Origin of the sequence: Thermanaerovibrio velox DSM 12556 (assembly GCF_000237825.1) — a bacterium.
Classification (GTDB): domain Bacteria; phylum Synergistota; class Synergistia; order Synergistales; family Synergistaceae; genus Thermanaerovibrio; species Thermanaerovibrio velox.
Genome location: NZ_CM001377.1, coordinates 154,219 through 173,278 on the forward strand (window position 1 = coordinate 154,219; position 19,060 = coordinate 173,278).

General features: G+C 61.0%; 14 protein-coding genes. 7 read left to right on the forward strand and 7 right to left on the reverse strand.

Features of this window, described 5'->3' with window-relative positions; genetic code table 11:
• Nucleotides 1-7: 7 nt before the first annotated feature.
• Genes THEVEDRAFT_RS00685 through THEVEDRAFT_RS09675 form a run of 3 tightly spaced genes read right to left on the reverse strand, consistent with a single transcriptional unit; the run spans nt 8 to nt 6,453 of the window.
• The gene (locus tag THEVEDRAFT_RS00685; protein ID WP_156787073.1) at nt 8-3,436 is read right to left on the reverse strand and encodes a UvrD-helicase domain-containing protein; all 3,429 of its coding nucleotides are present in this window, start codon (nt 3,434-3,436) and stop codon (nt 8-10) included.
• Nucleotides 3,426-5,456 carry a PD-(D/E)XK nuclease family protein gene (locus THEVEDRAFT_RS10200; RefSeq protein WP_156787074.1) on the reverse strand — a complete coding sequence of 677 codons (2,031 nt, stop codon included), beginning with the start codon at nt 5,454-5,456 and terminating at the stop codon, nt 3,426-3,428. The genes THEVEDRAFT_RS00685 and THEVEDRAFT_RS10200 overlap by 11 nt, the downstream gene beginning before the upstream one ends.
• Complete coding sequence (locus THEVEDRAFT_RS09675; protein ID WP_156787075.1) at nt 5,365-6,453, reverse strand: hypothetical protein; 1,089 nt, start codon at nt 6,451-6,453, stop codon at nt 5,365-5,367. Before THEVEDRAFT_RS09675 ends, THEVEDRAFT_RS10200 begins: the two co-directional genes overlap by 92 nt.
• An 89-nt stretch (nt 6,454-6,542) precedes the next feature.
• Here THEVEDRAFT_RS09675 and THEVEDRAFT_RS00700 point away from each other — a divergent pair, with 89 nt between their 5' ends.
• From THEVEDRAFT_RS00700 to THEVEDRAFT_RS00730, 7 genes are all read left to right on the forward strand, one after another.
• Nucleotides 6,543-7,313 (forward strand): metal ABC transporter ATP-binding protein, encoded by a 771-nt coding sequence (locus tag THEVEDRAFT_RS00700; RefSeq protein ID WP_245522682.1) that lies wholly within the window; start codon nt 6,543-6,545, stop codon nt 7,311-7,313.
• Nucleotides 7,294-8,097, forward strand: coding sequence for a metal ABC transporter permease (locus THEVEDRAFT_RS00705; protein ID WP_006582816.1), 804 nt, complete (start codon nt 7,294-7,296; stop codon nt 8,095-8,097). Before THEVEDRAFT_RS00700 ends, THEVEDRAFT_RS00705 begins: the two co-directional genes overlap by 20 nt.
• Nucleotides 8,094-9,146: a hypothetical protein gene (locus THEVEDRAFT_RS00710; protein WP_006582817.1), complete on the forward strand. Its 1,053-nt coding sequence runs from the start codon at nt 8,094-8,096 to the stop codon at nt 9,144-9,146. Before THEVEDRAFT_RS00705 ends, THEVEDRAFT_RS00710 begins: the two co-directional genes overlap by 4 nt.
• Before the next feature lie 211 nt (nt 9,147-9,357).
• A complete protein-coding gene (locus tag THEVEDRAFT_RS00715) occupies nt 9,358-10,752 on the forward strand; it encodes a PTS fructose transporter subunit IIC (protein WP_006582818.1) in 1,395 nt (464 codons plus the stop codon).
• 58 nt (nt 10,753-10,810) lie between these two features.
• Nucleotides 10,811-12,751, forward strand: a complete 1,941-nt coding sequence (locus tag THEVEDRAFT_RS00720) for a BglG family transcription antiterminator (RefSeq protein ID WP_006582819.1) — start codon at nt 10,811-10,813, stop codon at nt 12,749-12,751.
• A 2-nt stretch (nt 12,752-12,753) separates the two neighbouring features.
• On the forward strand, nt 12,754-13,209 hold the full coding sequence (locus THEVEDRAFT_RS00725) for a PTS sugar transporter subunit IIA (RefSeq protein WP_040825526.1): 456 nt from the start codon (nt 12,754-12,756) through the stop codon (nt 13,207-13,209).
• Between the two features lie 5 nt (nt 13,210-13,214).
• Nucleotides 13,215-14,201, forward strand: coding sequence for a type I phosphomannose isomerase catalytic subunit (locus THEVEDRAFT_RS00730; protein ID WP_172634014.1), 987 nt, complete (start codon nt 13,215-13,217; stop codon nt 14,199-14,201).
• Between the two features lie 124 nt (nt 14,202-14,325).
• Here the strand turns inward: THEVEDRAFT_RS00730 and THEVEDRAFT_RS00735 are convergent, their stop codons facing one another.
• The 4 genes from THEVEDRAFT_RS00735 to asnS all read right to left on the reverse strand — a co-directional run bounded on the left by THEVEDRAFT_RS00735 (nt 14,326) and on the right by asnS (nt 19,059).
• The gene (locus tag THEVEDRAFT_RS00735) at nt 14,326-15,165 is read right to left on the reverse strand and encodes a methyl-accepting chemotaxis protein (RefSeq protein WP_006582823.1); all 840 of its coding nucleotides are present in this window, start codon (nt 15,163-15,165) and stop codon (nt 14,326-14,328) included.
• A gap of 12 nt (nt 15,166-15,177) precedes the next feature.
• Nucleotides 15,178-15,969, reverse strand: coding sequence for an oxygen-binding di-iron domain-containing protein (locus THEVEDRAFT_RS00740; protein WP_006582824.1), 792 nt, complete (start codon nt 15,967-15,969; stop codon nt 15,178-15,180).
• A gap of 73 nt (nt 15,970-16,042) precedes the next feature.
• Nucleotides 16,043-17,785: a PEP/pyruvate-binding domain-containing protein gene (locus THEVEDRAFT_RS00745; protein WP_006582825.1), complete on the reverse strand. Its 1,743-nt coding sequence runs from the start codon at nt 17,783-17,785 to the stop codon at nt 16,043-16,045.
• Nucleotides 17,752-19,059 carry an asparagine--tRNA ligase gene (gene asnS, locus THEVEDRAFT_RS00750; RefSeq protein WP_006582826.1) on the reverse strand — a complete coding sequence of 436 codons (1,308 nt, stop codon included), beginning with the start codon at nt 19,057-19,059 and terminating at the stop codon, nt 17,752-17,754. The genes THEVEDRAFT_RS00745 and asnS overlap by 34 nt, the downstream gene beginning before the upstream one ends.
• Nucleotide 19,060: the final 1 nt, after the last annotated feature.

The window sequence follows — 19,060 nt, forward strand, 5'->3', positions numbered from 1 at the left end:
TTCCCTATTATCCTATGATTTTTTTGTAGCCGCAACTCTTACCCCATCGGCAGACGGAGCACATATGGGTCTTAGGTTCGTAGGGGCCCAATGCCTTTTTGGCTATATCCAAGAGCTGAGACTCCATCTCCTGCCAGTTTCCCCCCTCTACCGGTATCCTCTCGTACCTCCCGTTCACCGGCCTCAGCCGCCAAAGCGCCATGTCCGGTTCCTGGCCGGTGATGAGCCATGCGGCCAGGCCGTAGAAGCGCATCTGATCCGTGTAAAGCTCCTGGAGGGGATTCTCCTCATGGGTTATCTTGTAGTCCCTTATTATGGGGCCCTCCGGGGCGTGGAGGAACAGGTCCATGGAGCCCACCATGCGAAACCGTCCCGCCACCGGGATCCTGAAGGGGACCTCCCGCTTTGCTCCCCTTCTCAGGAGGTCCCGGAACTCCTCCCCGGTCTCCGAGAGGGCGAATCCGTAAAGCCAGTCTAACAGGGTGTCCTTCCAGCGGGTCTTCCTCGATGCCATCAGGACCTCCATGGGCATGGAGGCGGTGTCATCCATCATGCCCTTCAGCCTATCCGGGTTACCGTCCCAGTGCCTCATGACCCAGTGGGCCAGGGTGCCTAGATCGGAGCCGCCGGGTCCCATGTCCCCGAGCTCACTGTCCCACCTGGGCACCAAACCCTGCCTGAAGGTGATCCGATAAGCCACTGGGCAGAACCGGAAGACGCTGTAGGAGGTGGCGGACATCTGAAGCATCGCCCCCTCCCTTGGGGGAAGATCCACCGGGGAGGGAAGGGAAGACTCCTTCTGGGACCCCGGATCCACCCGTCCTTCCGGAGGGCTGGTGTTGATGTAGATCCCCTCCCCCAGGCTGCTAAGGGCCTCCATGGTCTTCTGCACCCACAGGTTCTTATTATTCATAGAGGGAGCCACCAGGATTAGCTTTTCCTTGGCCCTGGTGCAGGCCACGTAGAAGATCCTAAGGCTCTCCTCATTCAGGGCGGAGCTCTCCAGCCGCCGGTGGGCATTTGACAGTACCCCTTCCTGACCGCACATCCTCTTCACGAGAGAGCTGGACGGCACCGCCCCCAGGTGTTTGGATACGACGATCTTCTCCTGGCTGCCTCCGTTCTTTGCGGGGATCAGGATCACCGCCGTTATGGGGAACTCAAGCCCCTTCGCGGCGTGCACGGTCATCACGTTGACCGCCTGAGACCTGGATGCCGGCGGTTCCTCCATGGATGAGCCGCTCATGACGGATCGCAGGTGCTCCGCCGCCCCGATTAGGCTTTGCCCCATGACCTTTTGATAGTCCCGCAGGATCTCCCGGGCCCTCCTGAGGTTGAGCACCACCCGTTCCCTGTCCTGAGGACGCACATCATCAAGCCAGCTTTGGTCCTTCAGTATGTGATCCACCACCGCCCAGGCCCCGGCGGTCCTGGCGATGTCCGCCAGGCGTGATATGGCAAGCCGTCCCGCCTCAAGGGCCTCCTCAAGGCGGTCGTTGCGGATCGGGTTGCCTAGGAAGCGCCCCAGGAATGGGGAGGACGCGGCGGTGAGGACCGTGAGGTCAGATCTATCCCCCCCTATGGCCGCCATGAGGGCCATAAGGTCCCGGATCTCGAACCGATTCCCGTACTCCCTGGAGCTGTGCAGCACGTGGGGTATCCCAAGCTCCTGGAAACTTCTGCTCACCCGGGGGTACTGGGTCCTGGAGGACACCAGGACCGCGAAGTCATCCCAGCGGCAGCTTCTGGGCCCCTCCGCGTCCTTGACCTCAAAGCCCATTTCCATCATCCTCAGGAACTCCATGCCCAGGATGCGGCTTGCCCGGGCTACCTTTCTATCCAAGGTCTTGTCTGTTTCCTCCTCGTCTTCCTCATCCAGCGCTATGAGGACCCCTTTGGGCACCGCGTCCGGATGCTCCGGGTGAACCAGGGGCTCATACCCCTCCTCTATGCCGGTGCCGATGGAGGGGTGGAAGGCCTTGGAGAATATCCGGTTCACCGTGCCGATGACCTCTGGGGAGCTCCTCCGGGACTCGGTGAGGCTCACCTCCCCCCCGATGGGCCTCGCCTCCGATATGAGCCGCTGGAACAGCGAAAGGTCCGTGTCCCGGAAACGGTATATGGACTGCTTGAGATCCCCCACCACGAAGACGGTGGCCCCGCCCTCGGCGAAGGACTTCACCAGCTCGAACTGAAGCCAGTCGGTGTCCTGGAACTCGTCCACCAGCACGTGCCTGAAGCGGCTCTTAAGGGGCTCCTCCCTCACCGCCTTGCCCGCCAGGTTTATGAGGTCCTGAAAGGACAGCTGCCCGGACGAGAGCCTCCGGCGGTTCCATACCTCCCATCCCAGGGCACAGATCCGGTTGCACAGTCCAAGGAGCTCCTCCTCCCCAGGGGGGCCATTCTCCCGACGACGCTCCCGCATGTTCTTTACGTCCAGCACGGGTTTTAAGACTTCCTCCATGGCCTTTCGAACATTGCTGACCGGTGCATCATCCTTAAGGCCCAGCCAGCGGAGGTCTAAGCAGCCGAGCCGTTCGTTCATGGCGTCCTTCTTTTTGCCCCTTGCCCCCTTGGATTCGTTGATGAAGCGTTTGATGACCTCCAGCATCCCGTGGCGGTCCGAGGGATCTGGTGGCTCCACCTCTATGGAGATCGCCTGCAGCGTCTCCGCCGCCAAGCTTGAGCCCATCACCAGCCAATGGGCCATGGAGGATAGCATCTTGTCCAGGAGCTCATCGAGCCAGCCCGAGCCCTCCTGGAGGTTCCAAAGGCGCTCGGGGGAGAAACCCTCGGTGTTCCCCAGCCTGTCCGCCGCGTCGATCGCCATCCCCGCCAGCTGCTGATCCCCCACCCGGGTTACCAGCTCTTGGACCTTGGAGGCCCCGGTGATGAGGAGATCCTCCGCCCTCTGGACCCACACATCCCCGTCATCGCCCCCCGCAAGGCGCCGGGTGAACCATTGGGCCTCCGTCCCGTCCAGGGCAATGGCCAACTCCCGCCGAAACTCGTCCTTATGAAACTCCGACAGGATCGAGCAGTTCAGGGGGAGCCCCATCTCCATCGAGGACTCCCGGATCATCCGCAGGGAGAACGAGTGTATGGTGGATATGTAAGCCTCGCCTATCCGGTTGGACAGCTCCGTAAGACGCGGGTCGTTAAGCTCCTCCCCCCAGGCCTTTAAGATCACCTCTATCCGCTCCCGCATCTCCTGGGCGGCCTTGTCGGTGAACGTGAGCACCGCCAGCTGATCCAGCGACAGGCTCCGGTCGGTTGCCAGCAGGTAGGCCACCCGTCCGCTCAGGGTGTGGGTCTTCCCAGTCCCCGCCCCGGCCTTCACGGCGGTTATCTTCGATTCGGAGGTTATGGCCCGCCGTTGGTTGGGAGAGTAGCGGGACCTCAGGATCCTATCGATAGCTTCCCTGTTAGAGCTCATCCCCTTCTCCCCCCTCCTGCTCCTCTTCAAAGTCGTGGCCCGCCTCAAGCCTCCTGCAAAGGTCTCCGTAGGGGCATTTGGAACAGACGTCCCTTCTTATCGTGTAATACCGGTGTTTCGCTTCGAAACTGCCGTTTCGGAGTGCCTCGTCCAGGTCTTCCATGGCCTGGGAGGCCTTGGAAATCATGTCCTCCGCGTAGATCGGATCCCTACCGGCCTTGGAGCCCCCGGAGCCCTCCTCGGCGTTATCCCCTGTGGTACCCTTTGGCTGATACAACCTGTAGGCCCCTTGGATGAGATTGGGGGTGCCCAACCCGTCCCGGGAGGTCCACATTATGCCTATGCAGTTGTCTTTGTTGGGTGATTTCGATTTCTCGGAGGTAAAACTATTCCAACGTAAATGATCAAGCATGTCCGAAAAGGACAGGAAGCCGAATCCCAGTAGTTTTGCCCCCTTAAGTTCCTTTATCCCCTCCCCGCTGGAGGCCGCCTTTAGGGCCTTGGCGTACGCTGCCACCTGCAGGGAGTCCTTGTAGTCGGAGCTGAAGCCGGTCTTGAAGTCCAGTATCACGTATCCCCTGACGCCCTGGCATTCTATCACGTCCACCAGGTCCGCCCTGCCGGTCCCTATGTGGTTATCCATCTCGATCCCCGGCAGCGTTGCCTCGGTGATGCTGCATATGAGCCTGAGGCCGTTCTCCTCGAGCCCCTTTTTCCGGGCCCCAAGCCAATCAATTCCCCTGCCTATCATGTCACTGAGCCTCTGTAAGTATCTTCCCCTGCCGGGCTTCAAGATCGGTTCTGCGGAGGGCAGGGCCTTCACCTTATCGAGTATTTCTTCCGGGGAGGACATGTTGGGGCGCGAAGATGCGATCTTCATGGCCTCGTGGGCCAGTTCCCCCAAGAGGAACCTGGGTACCGGCTTGCGCTCGGGGGGCTTGATCTTCAACAGGTTCTCGCAGGCGTACCGGAAGGGGCACTTCACGAAGGAGTCAAGGCCGCTCAAGGGAAGGCGGCGTTTGCCTCCCCCCTCATCAGGGGATACCTTGACCACATAGGTGGTGGTCCCGGCCTCCTCCCAGCTTGGGGCTGGATGCCGGGGGAACTCTACGCCCCGGATGAACCGTTCCGACGGTAACAGGTCCCCGGGGCCGTTGACGTCCTCCGCCGGAGCTCCCATCTCCCGGAGGGACCTTGCGAAGGGGGTAGGAGGAACGGGCCTGCCGTCCTTATCCGTCGCCCCTTGGGTTAACACGAAGGCATCCCTGCCCGCCAGGGCCATGCGGATGAACATGGCCTCCTTGGCCTTGCGCCGCTCGTGCAGGCTCACCAGGTGGGTGGGCGTCAGGTCCGGCCGTTCTAGGAACGAGCTGTTCACCCGTTCCCTGTAGGGTTCTCCCATCATGGGGGATTCGCTCAGCTTGCCGGGCCACCGGGACTGGTCCGCCCCGCACAGCACGAACAGCCGGTGTTCCGCCAGGACCGGCGGGGCATCCCGGTATACTCGCACCGCCCCATCCAGTGGCTGGTCCTGGACGGTGTAGGACGAGGACCCCCATATCCCAAGGAACTCCATGGCATCCCGGAGGTTCAGGGGATCCTGGAACGCCTGGCCCAAGAGATCAAGCCCCTCCGAAAGGGAGAATATCTTCTTCTCCATCTCCTCTATGGAGGACGTGACGGCCCTCACGGTCCAGTCCAGGTTATGCATGTCCTTCACGGCCTCGGACATCCGTTCCGGGTCCGCCGCCTTCATCACCGCCAGGGCCTCCTCAAGCAGCCTCATGGGTGTCGCCCCCTTGAGGAGGAGGGCCCCGAAATCCGCCAGCCTTCGGAACCTCCTCTCCGCATCCTCCCCGCACTGGGACCTTATGAACTCCCGCCACGGGGCTAATCCCCTGGGCTGTTGGGTCATGAGCTTCTCCAAGTCAATTTCCATGACGGAGGACACGAGCCTCATGGTAGGGAGGAACTCCCATCCGGAGGACGCCGCCTCCCCGCACAACCTGAGGAGCCCCATGGGCTGGGTGTCCGTGATGGGGCTTCCACCCTGGATCCAGAAGGGGACGCGGTATCTCTCCAGCTGGGAGGCAAGGGCCCGCAGGTCCTCGGTGGGCACCGATATGGCCACCTGGTCCAGCGGGATGTCCAGGGGGAACGATGAATCCTTGGTCCCCAAGAGGGATATCTCCCTTGCCAGCAGCTCGTACTGGTGCTTCGGGTCGATCCCCGTGAGTTGGAATACCCGTGGGGGGACGGAGGGGTTCTGGGGGGTGGTTCGGGCTAAGGCCAAGCTGGCTTGCCCCGTCGTTGAAGCCCTCAAGGGATATCCATGGGAAGAGGAAGTGAAGCTCCATCCCCAGGGCGATCATCTTGCGCAGCAGGTTGAGCTGCCCGTGGGTGAAGGACATGAACCCCACCACCGCCAGCTTGACAGGGGGAGGGGAAGCGGCGGCCTCAAGGGCCTGCCTCGTGAGGGTCGGTATCTCCGTCTCGTCCGCCATTCGGGCGTTCCGCAAGTACTCCTGATAGGAGCAGAACAGGCGACAGAGGACCCTTTCGGGGCTGTCCAGGGGACAGCTCTCGCAGGATTCGCATCCGTTGGCGACGAAGAGATGCTTTTGTGTAACCTCTTCCCTCATGAACTCCACCATGTGCGACGCCGCAAGCTCCGGGAAAAGCGGGTCCCCTATCCAGGAAGGACAGCGGTCCTTTTGCTTCGGAAGCCCTGCGGTGAGCCAGCGGACCACCAGGTATCGATCCGCCGGGTCCAGGATGCGGCTGACCCGGGGGATCCCGGGCGCTGGGGCCTCCCTCTGGATTATCCGGTAAAGGTCCTTCCAGCGAAGTACCCGCGGGCGTTCGTCCAGAGCCGGTTTTGCATCCAACAATATTTCCAGCAGCATCTCCTCATCGGGTCCGGATGGCACCAGGAACATAAAACCCTGGTCCAAGAGGTCCCGAAGGGTGCCTAGGGCATCGGATATCCTAAAGTACACTTCTGCCGAAACCGCCAACGGATCACCCCCCAAGACTGTCCAGACGGCAAATACATTTTAGCCTTAAATCGAGTCCCGTGTGTTAAAATAAGACCATGTCATATGACGTGGAAATAAAAGACCTGTGTTTCGCCTATGAAGGGGAGATGGTGCTGAGGGATGTTAACTTGTCCCTCAGGAGGGGAGAGCTTTTGGCTCTCATAGGGCCCAACGGCGGCGGCAAGAGCACTTTGATAAAGCTGCTTCTGGGTCTTTTGCGTCCCACCTGCGGGGAGATCCGGGTTTTGGGGAGGCTTCCCGGGGAGAGCCTCGAGGTGGGTTACGTTCCCCAGGACACGTCGGTCCGGAGGTTCTTCCCCATAAGGGCCGTTGACGTGGTGGCCCTGGGGTGCAAGCTGCCCGGCCGAAGGCTTCGGGGGGAGGACTACGCCAGGGCCCTGGAGGCCATGGAGCGGTTCGGGGTTGGGGAGTGTCGGGACATGAAGATGAGCCGCCTTTCCGGCGGGCAGCGGCAGAAGGTGTTGATAGCCAGGGCCTTTGCCTCTTCCCCTCGGGTGCTGTTCATGGATGAGCCCACCGCCAACCTGGATCCCGCATCGCAGAAGCATCTCTATGGGGAGCTCAAGAGGTTCTGCGACGAGGGGGGTACGGTGGTGGTGGCGAGCCACGACCTCATGGCGGTGTCCGCCATGGCCACGTCGGTGGCATGCATAAGGGGTACCTTGCATTACCACCCATCCCCAGAGGTGGACAAGGCGTCCGTGTCCCTGGCCTACGGTGAGTGCCCTGTGGAGCTTGTGGCCCACGGGATCCCTCACCGGGTGCTGTCGGTTCACGATGATCTCAAGGAGGAAGACCATGGATCCGTTTCTTCTTAACGCCCTCTTGGGGGGGCTTGTGTCCTCCGTCATGGCTGGGGTGGTGGGGACCGTGGTGGTCACCTTCAGGATGTCCATGCTGGCGGGTGGGCTTGCCCACATAGCCTACGGAGGTGTGGGGCTTGGCTACTTCATGGGTTTCTCCCCATTCCTGGGTGCCATGGGGGCCGCGTTGGCTTCCGCTGGGCTGTTGTCCCGGATGGATCAGGGACGGCAGGAGCGTTTCGACTCCGCGGTTGGTGCGTTATGGGCCTTCGCCATGGCCTGCGGGGTGATACTCATGTCCCTTTCCCAGGGGTACGGGAAGGACCTTTCCAGCCCCCTCTTCGGCAACCTGCTGGCCATATCCCGGGAGGACCTCTGGGTCATGTCCCTCCTCACCGGGGTGTGCCTTTTGGCGGTGTCGATCATGTACCCGGACCTTCTGTTGGTGGCCTACGACGAGGACTTCGCCCGGGTGAGGGGCATTAACCCCGGCAGTATAAGGTTCGCGGTGTTGGTTCTGACCGCGGTGGCGGTGGTGGTGTTGATGCGGTCCGTGGGATTGGTGCTCTGTATGGCCCTCATGACCATCCCCCCCTATGCGGCCGAGGGGTTCAGCAGGTCCATGAGGGGCATGATGTTGCTATCCTCCATTTACGGATCCCTCTGTGTGCTGGCAGGACTTTGGATGTCTTGGCGGCTGGACCTGCCTTCCGGGGCTTGTATAGTGATGGCCGCCAGCGGGCTTTTTGCAACCCTGGGACTGGCGAGAGGTCTTATTAGGAGGTTCTCAAGGCCATGATAAAGTACTCCATGCGGAAGAGCCTTTGGGTGGTGCTGCCCATAGTGGGTCTGGTGATTTGGTGGACCTTTAGGTCTTTGGTGTCCGTGGACCTGGTTAAAATGCTCCCCAAATCCAGGGGTGTTGTGGTGGGCCTGGAGGACGGATGGGCCGTGGCGGATTTCATGGGCTCCCGGGGGCTTATGGGGTTTGCGCCTAAGGATGTATGGAAGATGGAGGAGATCTTTCCCTACATGGGCCGATGTGCCTTCGTGGTGGAGGAGGGAGACGTCCTTGGGGTTTTCATGGCCAGCAGGGGGAACACCAAGGCCTTGAGGGAGGGGTTGGTTAGGGGGGTTAAGCTGGAGCTCCTATCCAAGGTCCCGATCCCCATATGGGGTTTCGCTACCAGCCAGGTGGGGCTTGAACGGGTCAGGAGCGCCTACCTGGATCCTGGTTCGAGGATGGTCTCAGCGAGGAAGACCAAGGGGCCCAACGTTATCATAGACAAGCTTCCCACCGGGGAGAGGGTGGAGGTGTCCTGGTCCATGGACCCCGATGAAGGTGTTGTGGGTTTCTCCGTATATGCACCCTTTGAGAGGTTCCTTGGGGACTTCAAGCAGCGGGAGCTCATGGCCCCGGAGATGCTTGGGAAGGGAAGCTTGCACGGTTTTCTCGCCATGGAAGGTCCCATGGGGCCCGCGGTGCTTAAGGCCTTCCCCCGCCTCGGGGAGCTCCTAGGGGGCGGCATGAAGGCCCGTCTGGGCCAGGGGTTGGGAGAGGGCAAGCGGGTCATGGTCCTCCTCTCCGATCAGGGTTTGGATCTGTTCCTGGAGGGGGAGGGCTACGTGACGGGAGGGGAAAGTCTTGCGATCCCGGAGGAGCTGAAGGAGCTCCCGCTTCCCCGGGAGGTCCTGTCCATGGCCTTGGACGCTAAGGGGGTAGAAGAGGTGGCCCCGTACCTTGGGGATAGGAACCGCCGGCTTTTAGAGCTGTTGGAGCCGAGGGCGTTTTTCTTCCGGGTGCTGTCCCCCAACCGGGCGGAGGGCAGGGTGTTGCTTGGGCAGTAGGGGCATCTAGGTGCTTTGATGTGTCATGCTGTGCCAGTCCCGAAGGGATCGAGGGCGCATCCCCAAGTGCCTCGGTCCCTTCGGGCATTTTGTTATGGCCTTTTAGGCTAAATGTTCCGTTTTTTTGCAGCATCCTGGGAATCGGGCCGATCCATTGGCGGTTCGATTGGGGGTTAAAATCCTCCTATCCTTTAGGTGGGAGGTGTTGTGGATGAGGTTTGTGGCGGTTACATCGTGTCCTACCGGCATAGCTCATACCTACATGGCGGCGGAGAAGCTCAGCAGGGCGGCTCAGGCCAGAGGTCATGAGATAAAGGTGGAGACCCAGGGTTCCATAGGGGTGGAGAACCGGCTCACCGAGGAGGATATCCGGCTTGCGGATGGGGTGATAATAGCCGCGGGCAAGGGGGTTGATAAGGAGCGTTTCAGGGGTAAGCGATTGATAGAGGTGTCCGTGGCGGAGGGCATCAAGATGGCGGAGGGGATCATAGAGCGGCTTGAGAAGGGGGAAGCTCCGGTCTTCACGGGCTCCCTTGAGGGCAGGGAGGAAGCCTCGGAGACGGCGGTCGTCAAGGGCAAGGGGATGCCGGTTTACCAGAACCTGATGAACGGCGTGTCATACATGATCCCCTTCGTGGTCATAGGGGGCCTTCTGATCGCCCTGTCCCTGGCCATAGGAGGTAAGCCAACCTCCAAGGGGTTAGTGATACCGGAGGGCTCCATGTGGAACACGGTGTTGAGCGTAGGAGTTGCCAGCTTTACTTTCATGGTGCCCATCCTTTCGGGCTTCATCGCCTACAGCATAGCGGACCGCCCCGGACTTGCCCCCGGCATGGTGGGAGGATACGTGGCGGCCAACGGGGCTTTTTACGGCAGCTCCGCCGGTACCGGCTTCATAGGCGGCATAGTGGCGGGTTTCATCGCCGGCTACGTGGTCCGTTATATAAAGGGGATAAGGGTTCCCAAGATTATCCAGCCGGTGATGCCAATACTGGTCATACCGGTGGTGTCCTCTTTGGTGGTTTCGTCGGTGTTCATATTCGGCATAGGCAAGCCCATAGCGGGGATCATGGAGGGCTTAACCAGTTGGTTAAACGGCATGCAGGACTCCAGCCGGGTGGCCTTGGCCATGGTTCTTGGGGGGATGATAGCCTTTGACATGGGAGGCCCTGTGAACAAGGTGGCGTTCCTCTTCGGGTCCGCCATGATAGGGGAGGGGCATCCGGAGATCATGGGCCCCATAGCGGTGGCCATATGCGTTCCCCCGCTTGGGCTGGGGGTAGCCACCATGTTAGCTAGGTCTCGGTACTCCAAGGAGGAGGTGGAGGCCGGTAAGGCGGCGTTTGCCATGGGGCTGGTGGGCATCACCGAGGGGGCCATACCCTTTGCCGCCAAGGACCCGGTTAGGGTGATCCCGAGCATAATGGTGGGCTCCATGTGCGGGGCTGTGGTGGCCATGCTGAGCGGGGTGACGGATCATGTCCCCCACGGGGGTCCCATAGTGGCGGTCCTTCAGGCGGTGGATAACGTCCCCATGTTCTTCGCCGCTGTGGCGGTGGGTGTGGCTGTTACGGCGGTGATGGTTAACTTCCTGAAGAGCAGGTAGATGCCCATGGGTTTTTCTCACCCAGGGGTTCCCGGTGTGCCCGGGATGGAGGGGTTCCATGGAGCCAAGGCATCGGAGGATCCTCAAGCTGCTTATTGAAGCGGATGACTACGTTCCCTTGTCGATGGTTGCGGATCGGCTGGGGTGCTCGGAGAGGACCGTCAGGAACCACCTTAAGGCGATGGACGAAATGCTCCGCCGGGAATACCGCCTGTCTTTGGATCGACGCCCTGGCCGTGGTGTGGCCCTGGTGGGGGAAGGACAGAGCCGGGGTGGTCTTCTAAGGGATCTATTCGCTCAGCCCGACCCCCGCTTGGGGGACCTAGAGAAGGCGGTCTTGTCAGAGCTGCTGGACCCCCATGGGGAGATTACGGTTGGCAGGCTGTCGGAGCGGCTCCGCTTAAGCCGATCTACGGTGACGGGTATCCTGGACAGGGTTGAGTCCTGGCTGTCCCAGATGGGCCTTAGACTTTCCAGGAAGCCCAACGTGGGGGTGCAGGTTCAGGGGGATGAGAGGGCCAAGAGGCTTGCCATATCAAGGCTTCACAGGCTTCTTCTGTCACCAGGCCCCCGGTGCGGAGCTGTGGATCCGGGCGGTCTTCTTCACCAGGGGGAGCTTGGTTTCCTGCTAGTTAAGATCCGGGAGGTCCTTGAGGGGATGGGTATAGCCCTGACGGAAGACGCCTTGCAGGGTCTCGCGGTTCACCTGGCGGTGGCGGTAAAGCGGGTGAGACAGGGGTGTCCCATAAGGGTTGCCCCTAACGAGGTTTCCATGGTGGAAGACCGCAGGGAGCTGACCGCCGCAAGGCGGATAATAGAGCGCCTGGAGGAGGGGCTTTGTCTTAGGATGCCCAAGGATGAGGCGATCTACCTGGCCCTCCACATCAGGAGCTCCAGGCTTCTTACGAAGGGGGATATATCTGCTTCACTGGATGTTAGCGAGGAGGCGCTTAGGTTAAGCGGCTTCTTGATAGGGGAGTTCGCAAGCCGACTTGATTCAAGGCTCGGGTCCGATGAGAGGTTGCTGGCGGATCTTGCCACGCACCTTACGTCCTCCTTGAACCGAATCCGCTGCGGGTTCCCGGTTGTTAACCCCATATTGGGGCAGATAAAGAGGGCCTTCTTCTACGCCTTTGAGGTGGGGTTAGAATGTGCCTCTAAGTGCGAGGGACGGATGGGCATAAGGCTGCCCGAGGACGAGGTGGGATACGTGGTCCTCCATGTGCAGGCGGCGTTAGAGCGGCTTAGGGGACTCAACGGGGGAGAGTGCAAGGTGGTGATCTTCTGTCCCCAGGGGATCGGCATAATGCGCCTGATGGAGGCCAAGATATCCTCCGCGTTCCCGGGTTTAAGGGTTAAGGGGGCCGGATCATTGAAGTGCCTCGTGGAGGAGACAAAGGACCCTTACTCGGTGGTGATAGGAACGTCTCCGCCCCCTGGAGGCCTCAACTGTCCGTACCTGGAGGTAACACCTCTGCTCAAAGATGGTGAGATAAGGAGGATTGAGGAGCTAATCCGCAAGGAGAGTCAGGGGGGGCTGTCCCGTTCATCCCGCTATCCTTTCATCCTAAGTCTGCTGCGGGAGGACCTTTTGCTTCTGAACCACAGCGGAAGGGACAGATGGGAGGTTATAGAAACCATGGCATCAATCCTGCACAGGGTTGGCCTGGTTCGCGGGGACTACTCCGAAGCAGTAAAGGCCAGGGAGATGATCTCGTCCACCTGCATAGGAGGGGGCCTTGCTATACCACATGGCGATCCCCATATGGCCGTTGGCAACGCCGCGTCGGTTGCCTGCCTTATGAGGCCGGTGGACTGGGGGGGCGAGGAGGTCCAGGTGGTGATCATGATAGCTGGTTGTCCCGGAGATGGACAGGATCTAAAACGCCTCTTCGGGGAGTTGGCGGCCTTGTCGGAGGATGGAGAAACCTTGGAGAAGTTAAAGGCTGCTAAATCCGTCCAGGAGTTCTGCAGCGTTCTTAAGGGGGATTTATTTTGACCGTGAATTTGATGGATCTGATGCCTATGAGCCTTGTAAAGTTGGACCTTAAAGGATGTACCAGGGAAGAGGTCATCGAGGAGATGGCCGAGATGATCTGCTGCGAGGGCTTTCTTGGCGACCGCGATGCCTACGTTAGGGACGTGATGGCCCGGGAGGCCCTGGGCACCACCGGCGTAGGCATGGGCATAGCAATACCTCACGGCAAGAGCTCGGGGGTAAAGAAGCCCTGTGTTGCCTTTGGTAGGAAGGCCTCGGGGATTGAATGGGGCAGCCTGGACGGAGAGCCCGCTCGTCTTGTGTTCATGATAGCAGTCCCCGCAGAGGGGGCTTTGGACCAGCACCTGAAGATCCTGCAGTCCCTTTCCCGGCGTCTCATGGATGATCCGTTGCGGGAGGGGCTCATGCGCGCGACGAGCCCCTCCGACGCGATCGCCCTATTGTGCCGGGAGGATTAATGGCGGTGGAGAACCTGTTGTTCAAACTGCGTCCGGTCCTTAAGGAGAGGATCTGGGGAGGCCGTAGGTTGTCGAAGCTTTTCGGCCCCGCGGAAGGGACCCTTGTCGGGCCCGTGGGGGAGTGCTGGGCCCTTTCGGGGCATCCGGACGGGGAGAGCCTGGTGGACTCCGGCCCCTTTAAGGGCATGGGGCTCTATGAACTCTTCAAGCTCCGTCCCGAGCTTTTCGGGGACTTCAGCCCCTCGGACCGGTTCCCAATCATGGTGAAGCTCATAGACGCCAACGAAGACCTCTCCATACAGGTACATCCGGACGATCGGTTGGCCGGGGAGCTGGGTGAGCCTGATCCGGGCAAGGCGGAGTGCTGGTATGTATTGGACTGTCCAGAGGGAGCATCCATAGTGCTGGGGCATAACGGGGACACGGTGGGACAGGTGACCGAATGGATCCTGGAGGGGATGTGGGATCGGTTGGTAAGACGGGTGCCTATACGTCCCGGGGACTTCGTCTTCATCCCCCCCGGCACGGTTCACTCCCTGTGCGCCGGGGCTTTCGTGGCGGAGGTGCAGATCAGCTCTGACGTCACGTACAGGCTGTATGACTACCAGCGCTTGGGTCCCGACGGATCTCCCCGGCAGCTTCACGTGGACAAGGCCCTTAGGGCCCTTCAAGCGCCCCAAAGGCCCCTGCCAAAGGGGCCTATGAAGGTCCACAGGGGAGACGGATGGGAGGAACGGGTTTTCCTTAGGGGCAGTCCGTTCTCCGTCTCCGTGGTGAAGTCCAAGCGGTCTATAAGCCTTTCGGCATTGGAGTCTTTCCTGTGCGTGGGGGTAATGTCCGGGGAGGGGCGGATAAGGTGGGATTCCCAAGAGATCTCGGTGTCGACCGGGGACCACTTGGTGGCGTGCAGGGGGACGAGGTTCGTCCTGGAGGGGGCCGTTGAGGTCCTCCTGTCCTCCCCGGAGGGGAAGCCCGCCGTGGTATGTCCATAGGGGCGGTGGGTTCCATAAAGCATGAAGGACAAGGGCGTGGGGATCGCTGCACCCCACGCCCTAATTCACTTGTGATGTGCTCCAGCCGTAAACGACCACGCAAACGCTATCCCTGCGGCCCTCTCTATAGCTTCACGTCGTTCAGGTTCTTCTGGGCCTTTACTATGGAGGATATGATGGATGCCATGGACTTGAAGCGGTTCGTGGCCTCCTCCATGACCCGCACCGACTGGTTCATCTCCTGGGCGCCGCCGGATATCTTGGTGCTGGCGTCCTCCAGTATCTGGTCCACCCGGCCCAGGAAGTCCTTGTTGGTGGCCAGGAACTCCATGAAGCCCGACAGGGAGCCCCGGATGACCGAGAACATCTCGCTCACCCGCCGAACGTTCTCCATGGCCCCCTGGACCTGGGCGGAGATGGAGAAGACCCGGCTTGAGATCTTCTCCGACGCCTCCTTGGTCTCTATGGCCAGCTTCTGAACCTCCTGGGCCACAACCGCGAAGCCCTTGCCGTGCTCCCCCGCCCGGGCGGCCTCGATGGAGGCGTTGAGGGCCAAAAGGTTGGTCTGCTTGGCGATCTTCTGGATCTCCTTGGAGATCTTCTCTATCTCCAGGAAGGAGTTGAGGGTCTCGAACGTGGAGTCCACGGTCCTTGCCACGTCGGAGTTCATGCTCTCCAGGTCCGTGCCGGACTTCCTGAGCTCCTCCTCCAGCCTGACGTTCATCTGGTTTATGGTCTCCACGTTATTTCGGGCTTCCCGGCTGCTTCTCTCGAACTCGTGGACTATATCGTTGAACAGCCTCTCCAGATTCTGAAACTTGTCCGCTATGTCTCCCAGCTCCCGCTGGACATCCAGCACCCGCCTGACAAGCACGTCGTCCAGCTGGGACATGAAGGAGTTCATTATGGTGCTGCTGAAGTGGGACGCGGAGAGGGCTTTTATGACCTGAGGAGTATCGCTCATGAGAAAACCCCCTTAGCGGGCGGAGAGCTTGCCCTGGGCGTTGTAGAAGTTATCCAGGATGTCGCTGCCGCACTTGAGGTCCCTGAACCAGTTGAGGAACCGCCTTGCGGCCTCTCCCTTCATCACCGCCCCGTGCTGAGGGGCTATCACATCCACGTCGAACCGGGAGACCATGTCCACCCACTTGCGGCACGCCGTGTTGGACGCCATGTAGCGCTTGTGGAACCCCTCCATGTACTGCACGTGGCTGTCGAAGTCCTTGACCTCCGGATACCTCTTCCCCGGGGGGAACACCGCGGCCCCTATGTCCCCGCTGAAGAGTATCCGGCTTGAGGGGTCGTAGAGGGAGAAGCAGCCGGTGGAGTGCAGGAAGTGGCTCGGGATGAAGTGCACCTGGTTCCCGGAGGAGAAGGATAGGGTGCCGCCCCCGTCCGGTATGGGCACTATGCGGCGCTGATCGTAAACCCCGAAGTGTGGCAGGAACCTCGTCCACAGCCCGGATATGTAGACCTTCGCCCGCTCCGCTATGGGCAACCACAGGGTGACCCCGGAGGACACGTCCGGGTCCTGGTGGGTGTAGAAGATGTACCTTACCTTGCTTAAGTCCACCACTTCCGCCACGTTGGCCAGCACCCGGGGGAACACGTGAGCCCCCCCGGGATCAAGCAGCATGACCTCGTCTCCGTCCTGTATCATGTACTGGTTGGTTTGGACGAACCCTTCCTCTTCCTGTTCCTCCCAGCCGAGGTGAAAGAACTTGTGAGAGGGGCTCTCATATAACACGGTGGTGCTGAAAAGGCCCATCTTGAATCCCCCTTCCATGTCTATGGCTGACTCATATTCTATCATCTTTAGTGGTTTCAATGCCCCAGCTGGTTTAATCGGCGGATGCGAGGGCCACAATCCCCCTCTCCCCCTGGCCGTCCAAGTAGACGTTGAACGAGCCGGTGTAAAGCCTCACCGCCCGGTGGAGCCCCTGCTCGAATGGGGCGGAGTTGAACCACCGGCGGTTGAAGCGGTTGCCCTCCTGACCGTCGAAGACCGGCAGGTAAAGAATCCCGTCGCTGTCCATGTCCAGGAAGAAGTGGGTGCCGTAGGAAAGCTCCGGGCTCATGCCGTAGGATGGGAGGCTCAGCTCCACAAGGCACCCGCAGTTGCATATCTGGGCGTAAGAGGCCGGCACCCCCAGGGACGGGTTGCTGCTTCCCCATCTGCCAGGTCCCACCAGGATGTAGGGCTCTCCCTTAAGCCTTGCGTTCATCTCCCCCACCGCGTGGGCCACCCTGGCGGGGTCCCAATTGGACATGTAGGCCTCCGCGTCCACGTATACCAGGTGGCGAACCCCTTCGAGGACCCCGTTGCTCACCATCCGGTCTCCCTTGAGGAGTACCACGTCATCCCTAATGGAAGGTATCTCCACGTGGGCCATCTCGTCGAAGGACGCCAAGGGCCGCATCTGCAGGAGGTGCATGTCGCCCCCTTCGGTCTCGTAGGTGAACTCCATGTCCACCGGGCACCCCATCCGGGCCTCCATGAGCCCCATGAGCCTCCGTACAGTGTCGAAGAGATCCCGGAACCGCACCGGAAGACCGTGGAAAGAGAATATGGGCCTTGAGGGGCCGTCGGTCTCCGACAGGGTGGAAAGCAGCATCCCGTCCGAGTACTTCTCGATGAAGGCCCCGGCGTTGCGGTGGTTCTTGAGTATGGACTTAAGGAACAGGTTGTTCAGGGACCCGGTGAGGAAGGCCCTTCTGGCCACGTCGATGTAATCGAAGTCCCACTGGCTTGACTGGGCTATCTGCTCCGGGGTGTTCCCCTCGGGTCTCAAGTTGGGGTTCGTGAGGTAGAAGACCCTGGCGTTGCCCCTTTCCACGGTCCTGGTGCCCAGGCCGAAGCAGATCCTCATGACCCCGTCCTCCTTGCGGACCCTTGGGGTGGGGCGCCGGAAGACCCTTGAGAAGACGGTGCCTGACAGCTCCGGGTAGTAGAGGTCTCCCCGCCGACGACCCACCACCGGCTGTATCAGCACCCCCATGGCCTCCATCCGGTCCCCCATGCCGTGCTTGGCCCGGTAGGCCTTGGCGGAGGGGTTGAACAGGGAGAGCCACACCCGCTTGATGGCCCCCTCCAGGGCGTTGAGCCCCTCCTGGTCGGGGGTGCCGGCGGCGACGAAACAGGTCTCGTACTTGCCGGCGAAGGAGAGGGAGAGCGAGTCCTCCAGGAGGGAGCTGGACCGGACCGCCAAGGGCAGTCCCCCGGCCCTCTCGAGCACTCGCATCAGGTCCCGCTTCAATCCCTCGCCCACGGAGAGGGCCTCCGCCATGCTCTCAAGGTCCGCCCCGGAGGGGTCGTCGTAAAGCCAGTCCAGGCGGTTGTCCTCCACGAAGTCGAAGAAGGCCTCGGTGGTGATGGAGAACGAGAAGCCCGGGAAGGACACCAGATCCCGCAGGGACGAGGACTCCACCACCGCCCTGGCGAAGGCAAGGCCCTTGGCCTTGCCCCCGCACTTCCCGTCGCCTATGAGCTCACCCCGGTCCTTGTAAAGGGGTTCCGGGTCGAACCGTATGAAGTCGGACCGATGAAACTTCAGGGGTTCAAGCGGTAGATCGTCCGGGGCCACGGTATTGCCTCCCTTATGTGCTTAAGGCCGCATATCCATGCCACCGCCCGCTCTATGCCCATGCCGAAACCGCTGTGGGGGAAGGAGCCGTAGCGGCGCAGGTCCAGATACCAGGAGTATGAGTCCTCCGGGAGGGAGTGACTCCTTATGCTGGATAGCAGAAGTTCCAGGTCGTCCTCCCTCTGGGAGCCCCCGATTATCTCCCCGTAACCCTCCGGGGCGAGGAGGTCGTCGCAAAGCACCAGGTCCTCCCGCTCCGGATGCTGTTTCATGTAGAAGGCCTTCACCTTCTTGGGATAGCACTCCACGAAAACGGGGCGCTGGAACTGCTGGGTGAGCATGGTCTCGTCATCGCCCCCGAAGTCGTCGCCGTAGGGGATGTCGCTGCCCAGCTTCTGAAGCAGCTTCACCGCATCGTCATAGGTTATGTGGTGGAAGGGCCCGTCCACCGCCTTGGCCAGCTGGTCCACGTCCCGCTCCAGGAACAGGAGGTCCTTCTCGTGGTGCTCCAGCACCTCCTTGACTATGAAGGATACCATCTCCTCCTGCAGGGCCATGTTGTCCTGGTGCTCGAAGAACGCCGCCTCGGGCTCTATCATCCAGAACTCCGTGAGGTGCCGGCGGGTCTTGGACTTCTCCGCCCGGAAGGTGGGGCCGAAGCAGTAGACCCTCCCGTAGGCCGCCGCGGCGGCCTCCAGGTACAGCTGGCCGGTCTGGGCCAGGTACGCCTTCCCCATGTCGAAGTAGTCCAGCTCGAACAGCCCATCTGCCCCCTCGCCGATGGAGCCGGTGAGTATCGGGCTGTCCACCAGCATGAACCCCTTGCGGTGCAGGAAGTTACGGCAGGACAGGATGACCCGGTCCCTTATGGACATGATGCACCTCTGCCGCCGGCTCCGGAGCCACAGGTGCCGGTGGTCCAGCAGAAAGTCTATCCCGTGCTCCTTCTTGGATATGGGGTACTCCACCGTGGGGTTTGAGATGATCTTGAGGTCCGTGACCCCTAGCTCGTACCCCGAAGGGGCCCTGTCATCCCGCCTTACGGTCCCCTCCACCTCCACGGAGGCCTCGATCCAAAGGCCCTTGGCGGCGGAGAAGAGGTCCTCGCTCACGGAGCTCCGCTCCATGACCGCCTGTATGAACCCGGACCCATCCCTCACCTGGAGGAAGTGGATCTTGCCGGAACTCCTCTTGTTGTAGACCCAGCCCTTGATGGTCACCGTCTTACCCTCGTAGGGGGCCAGGTCGCATATCCTTATCCATGGGGCGCTCATG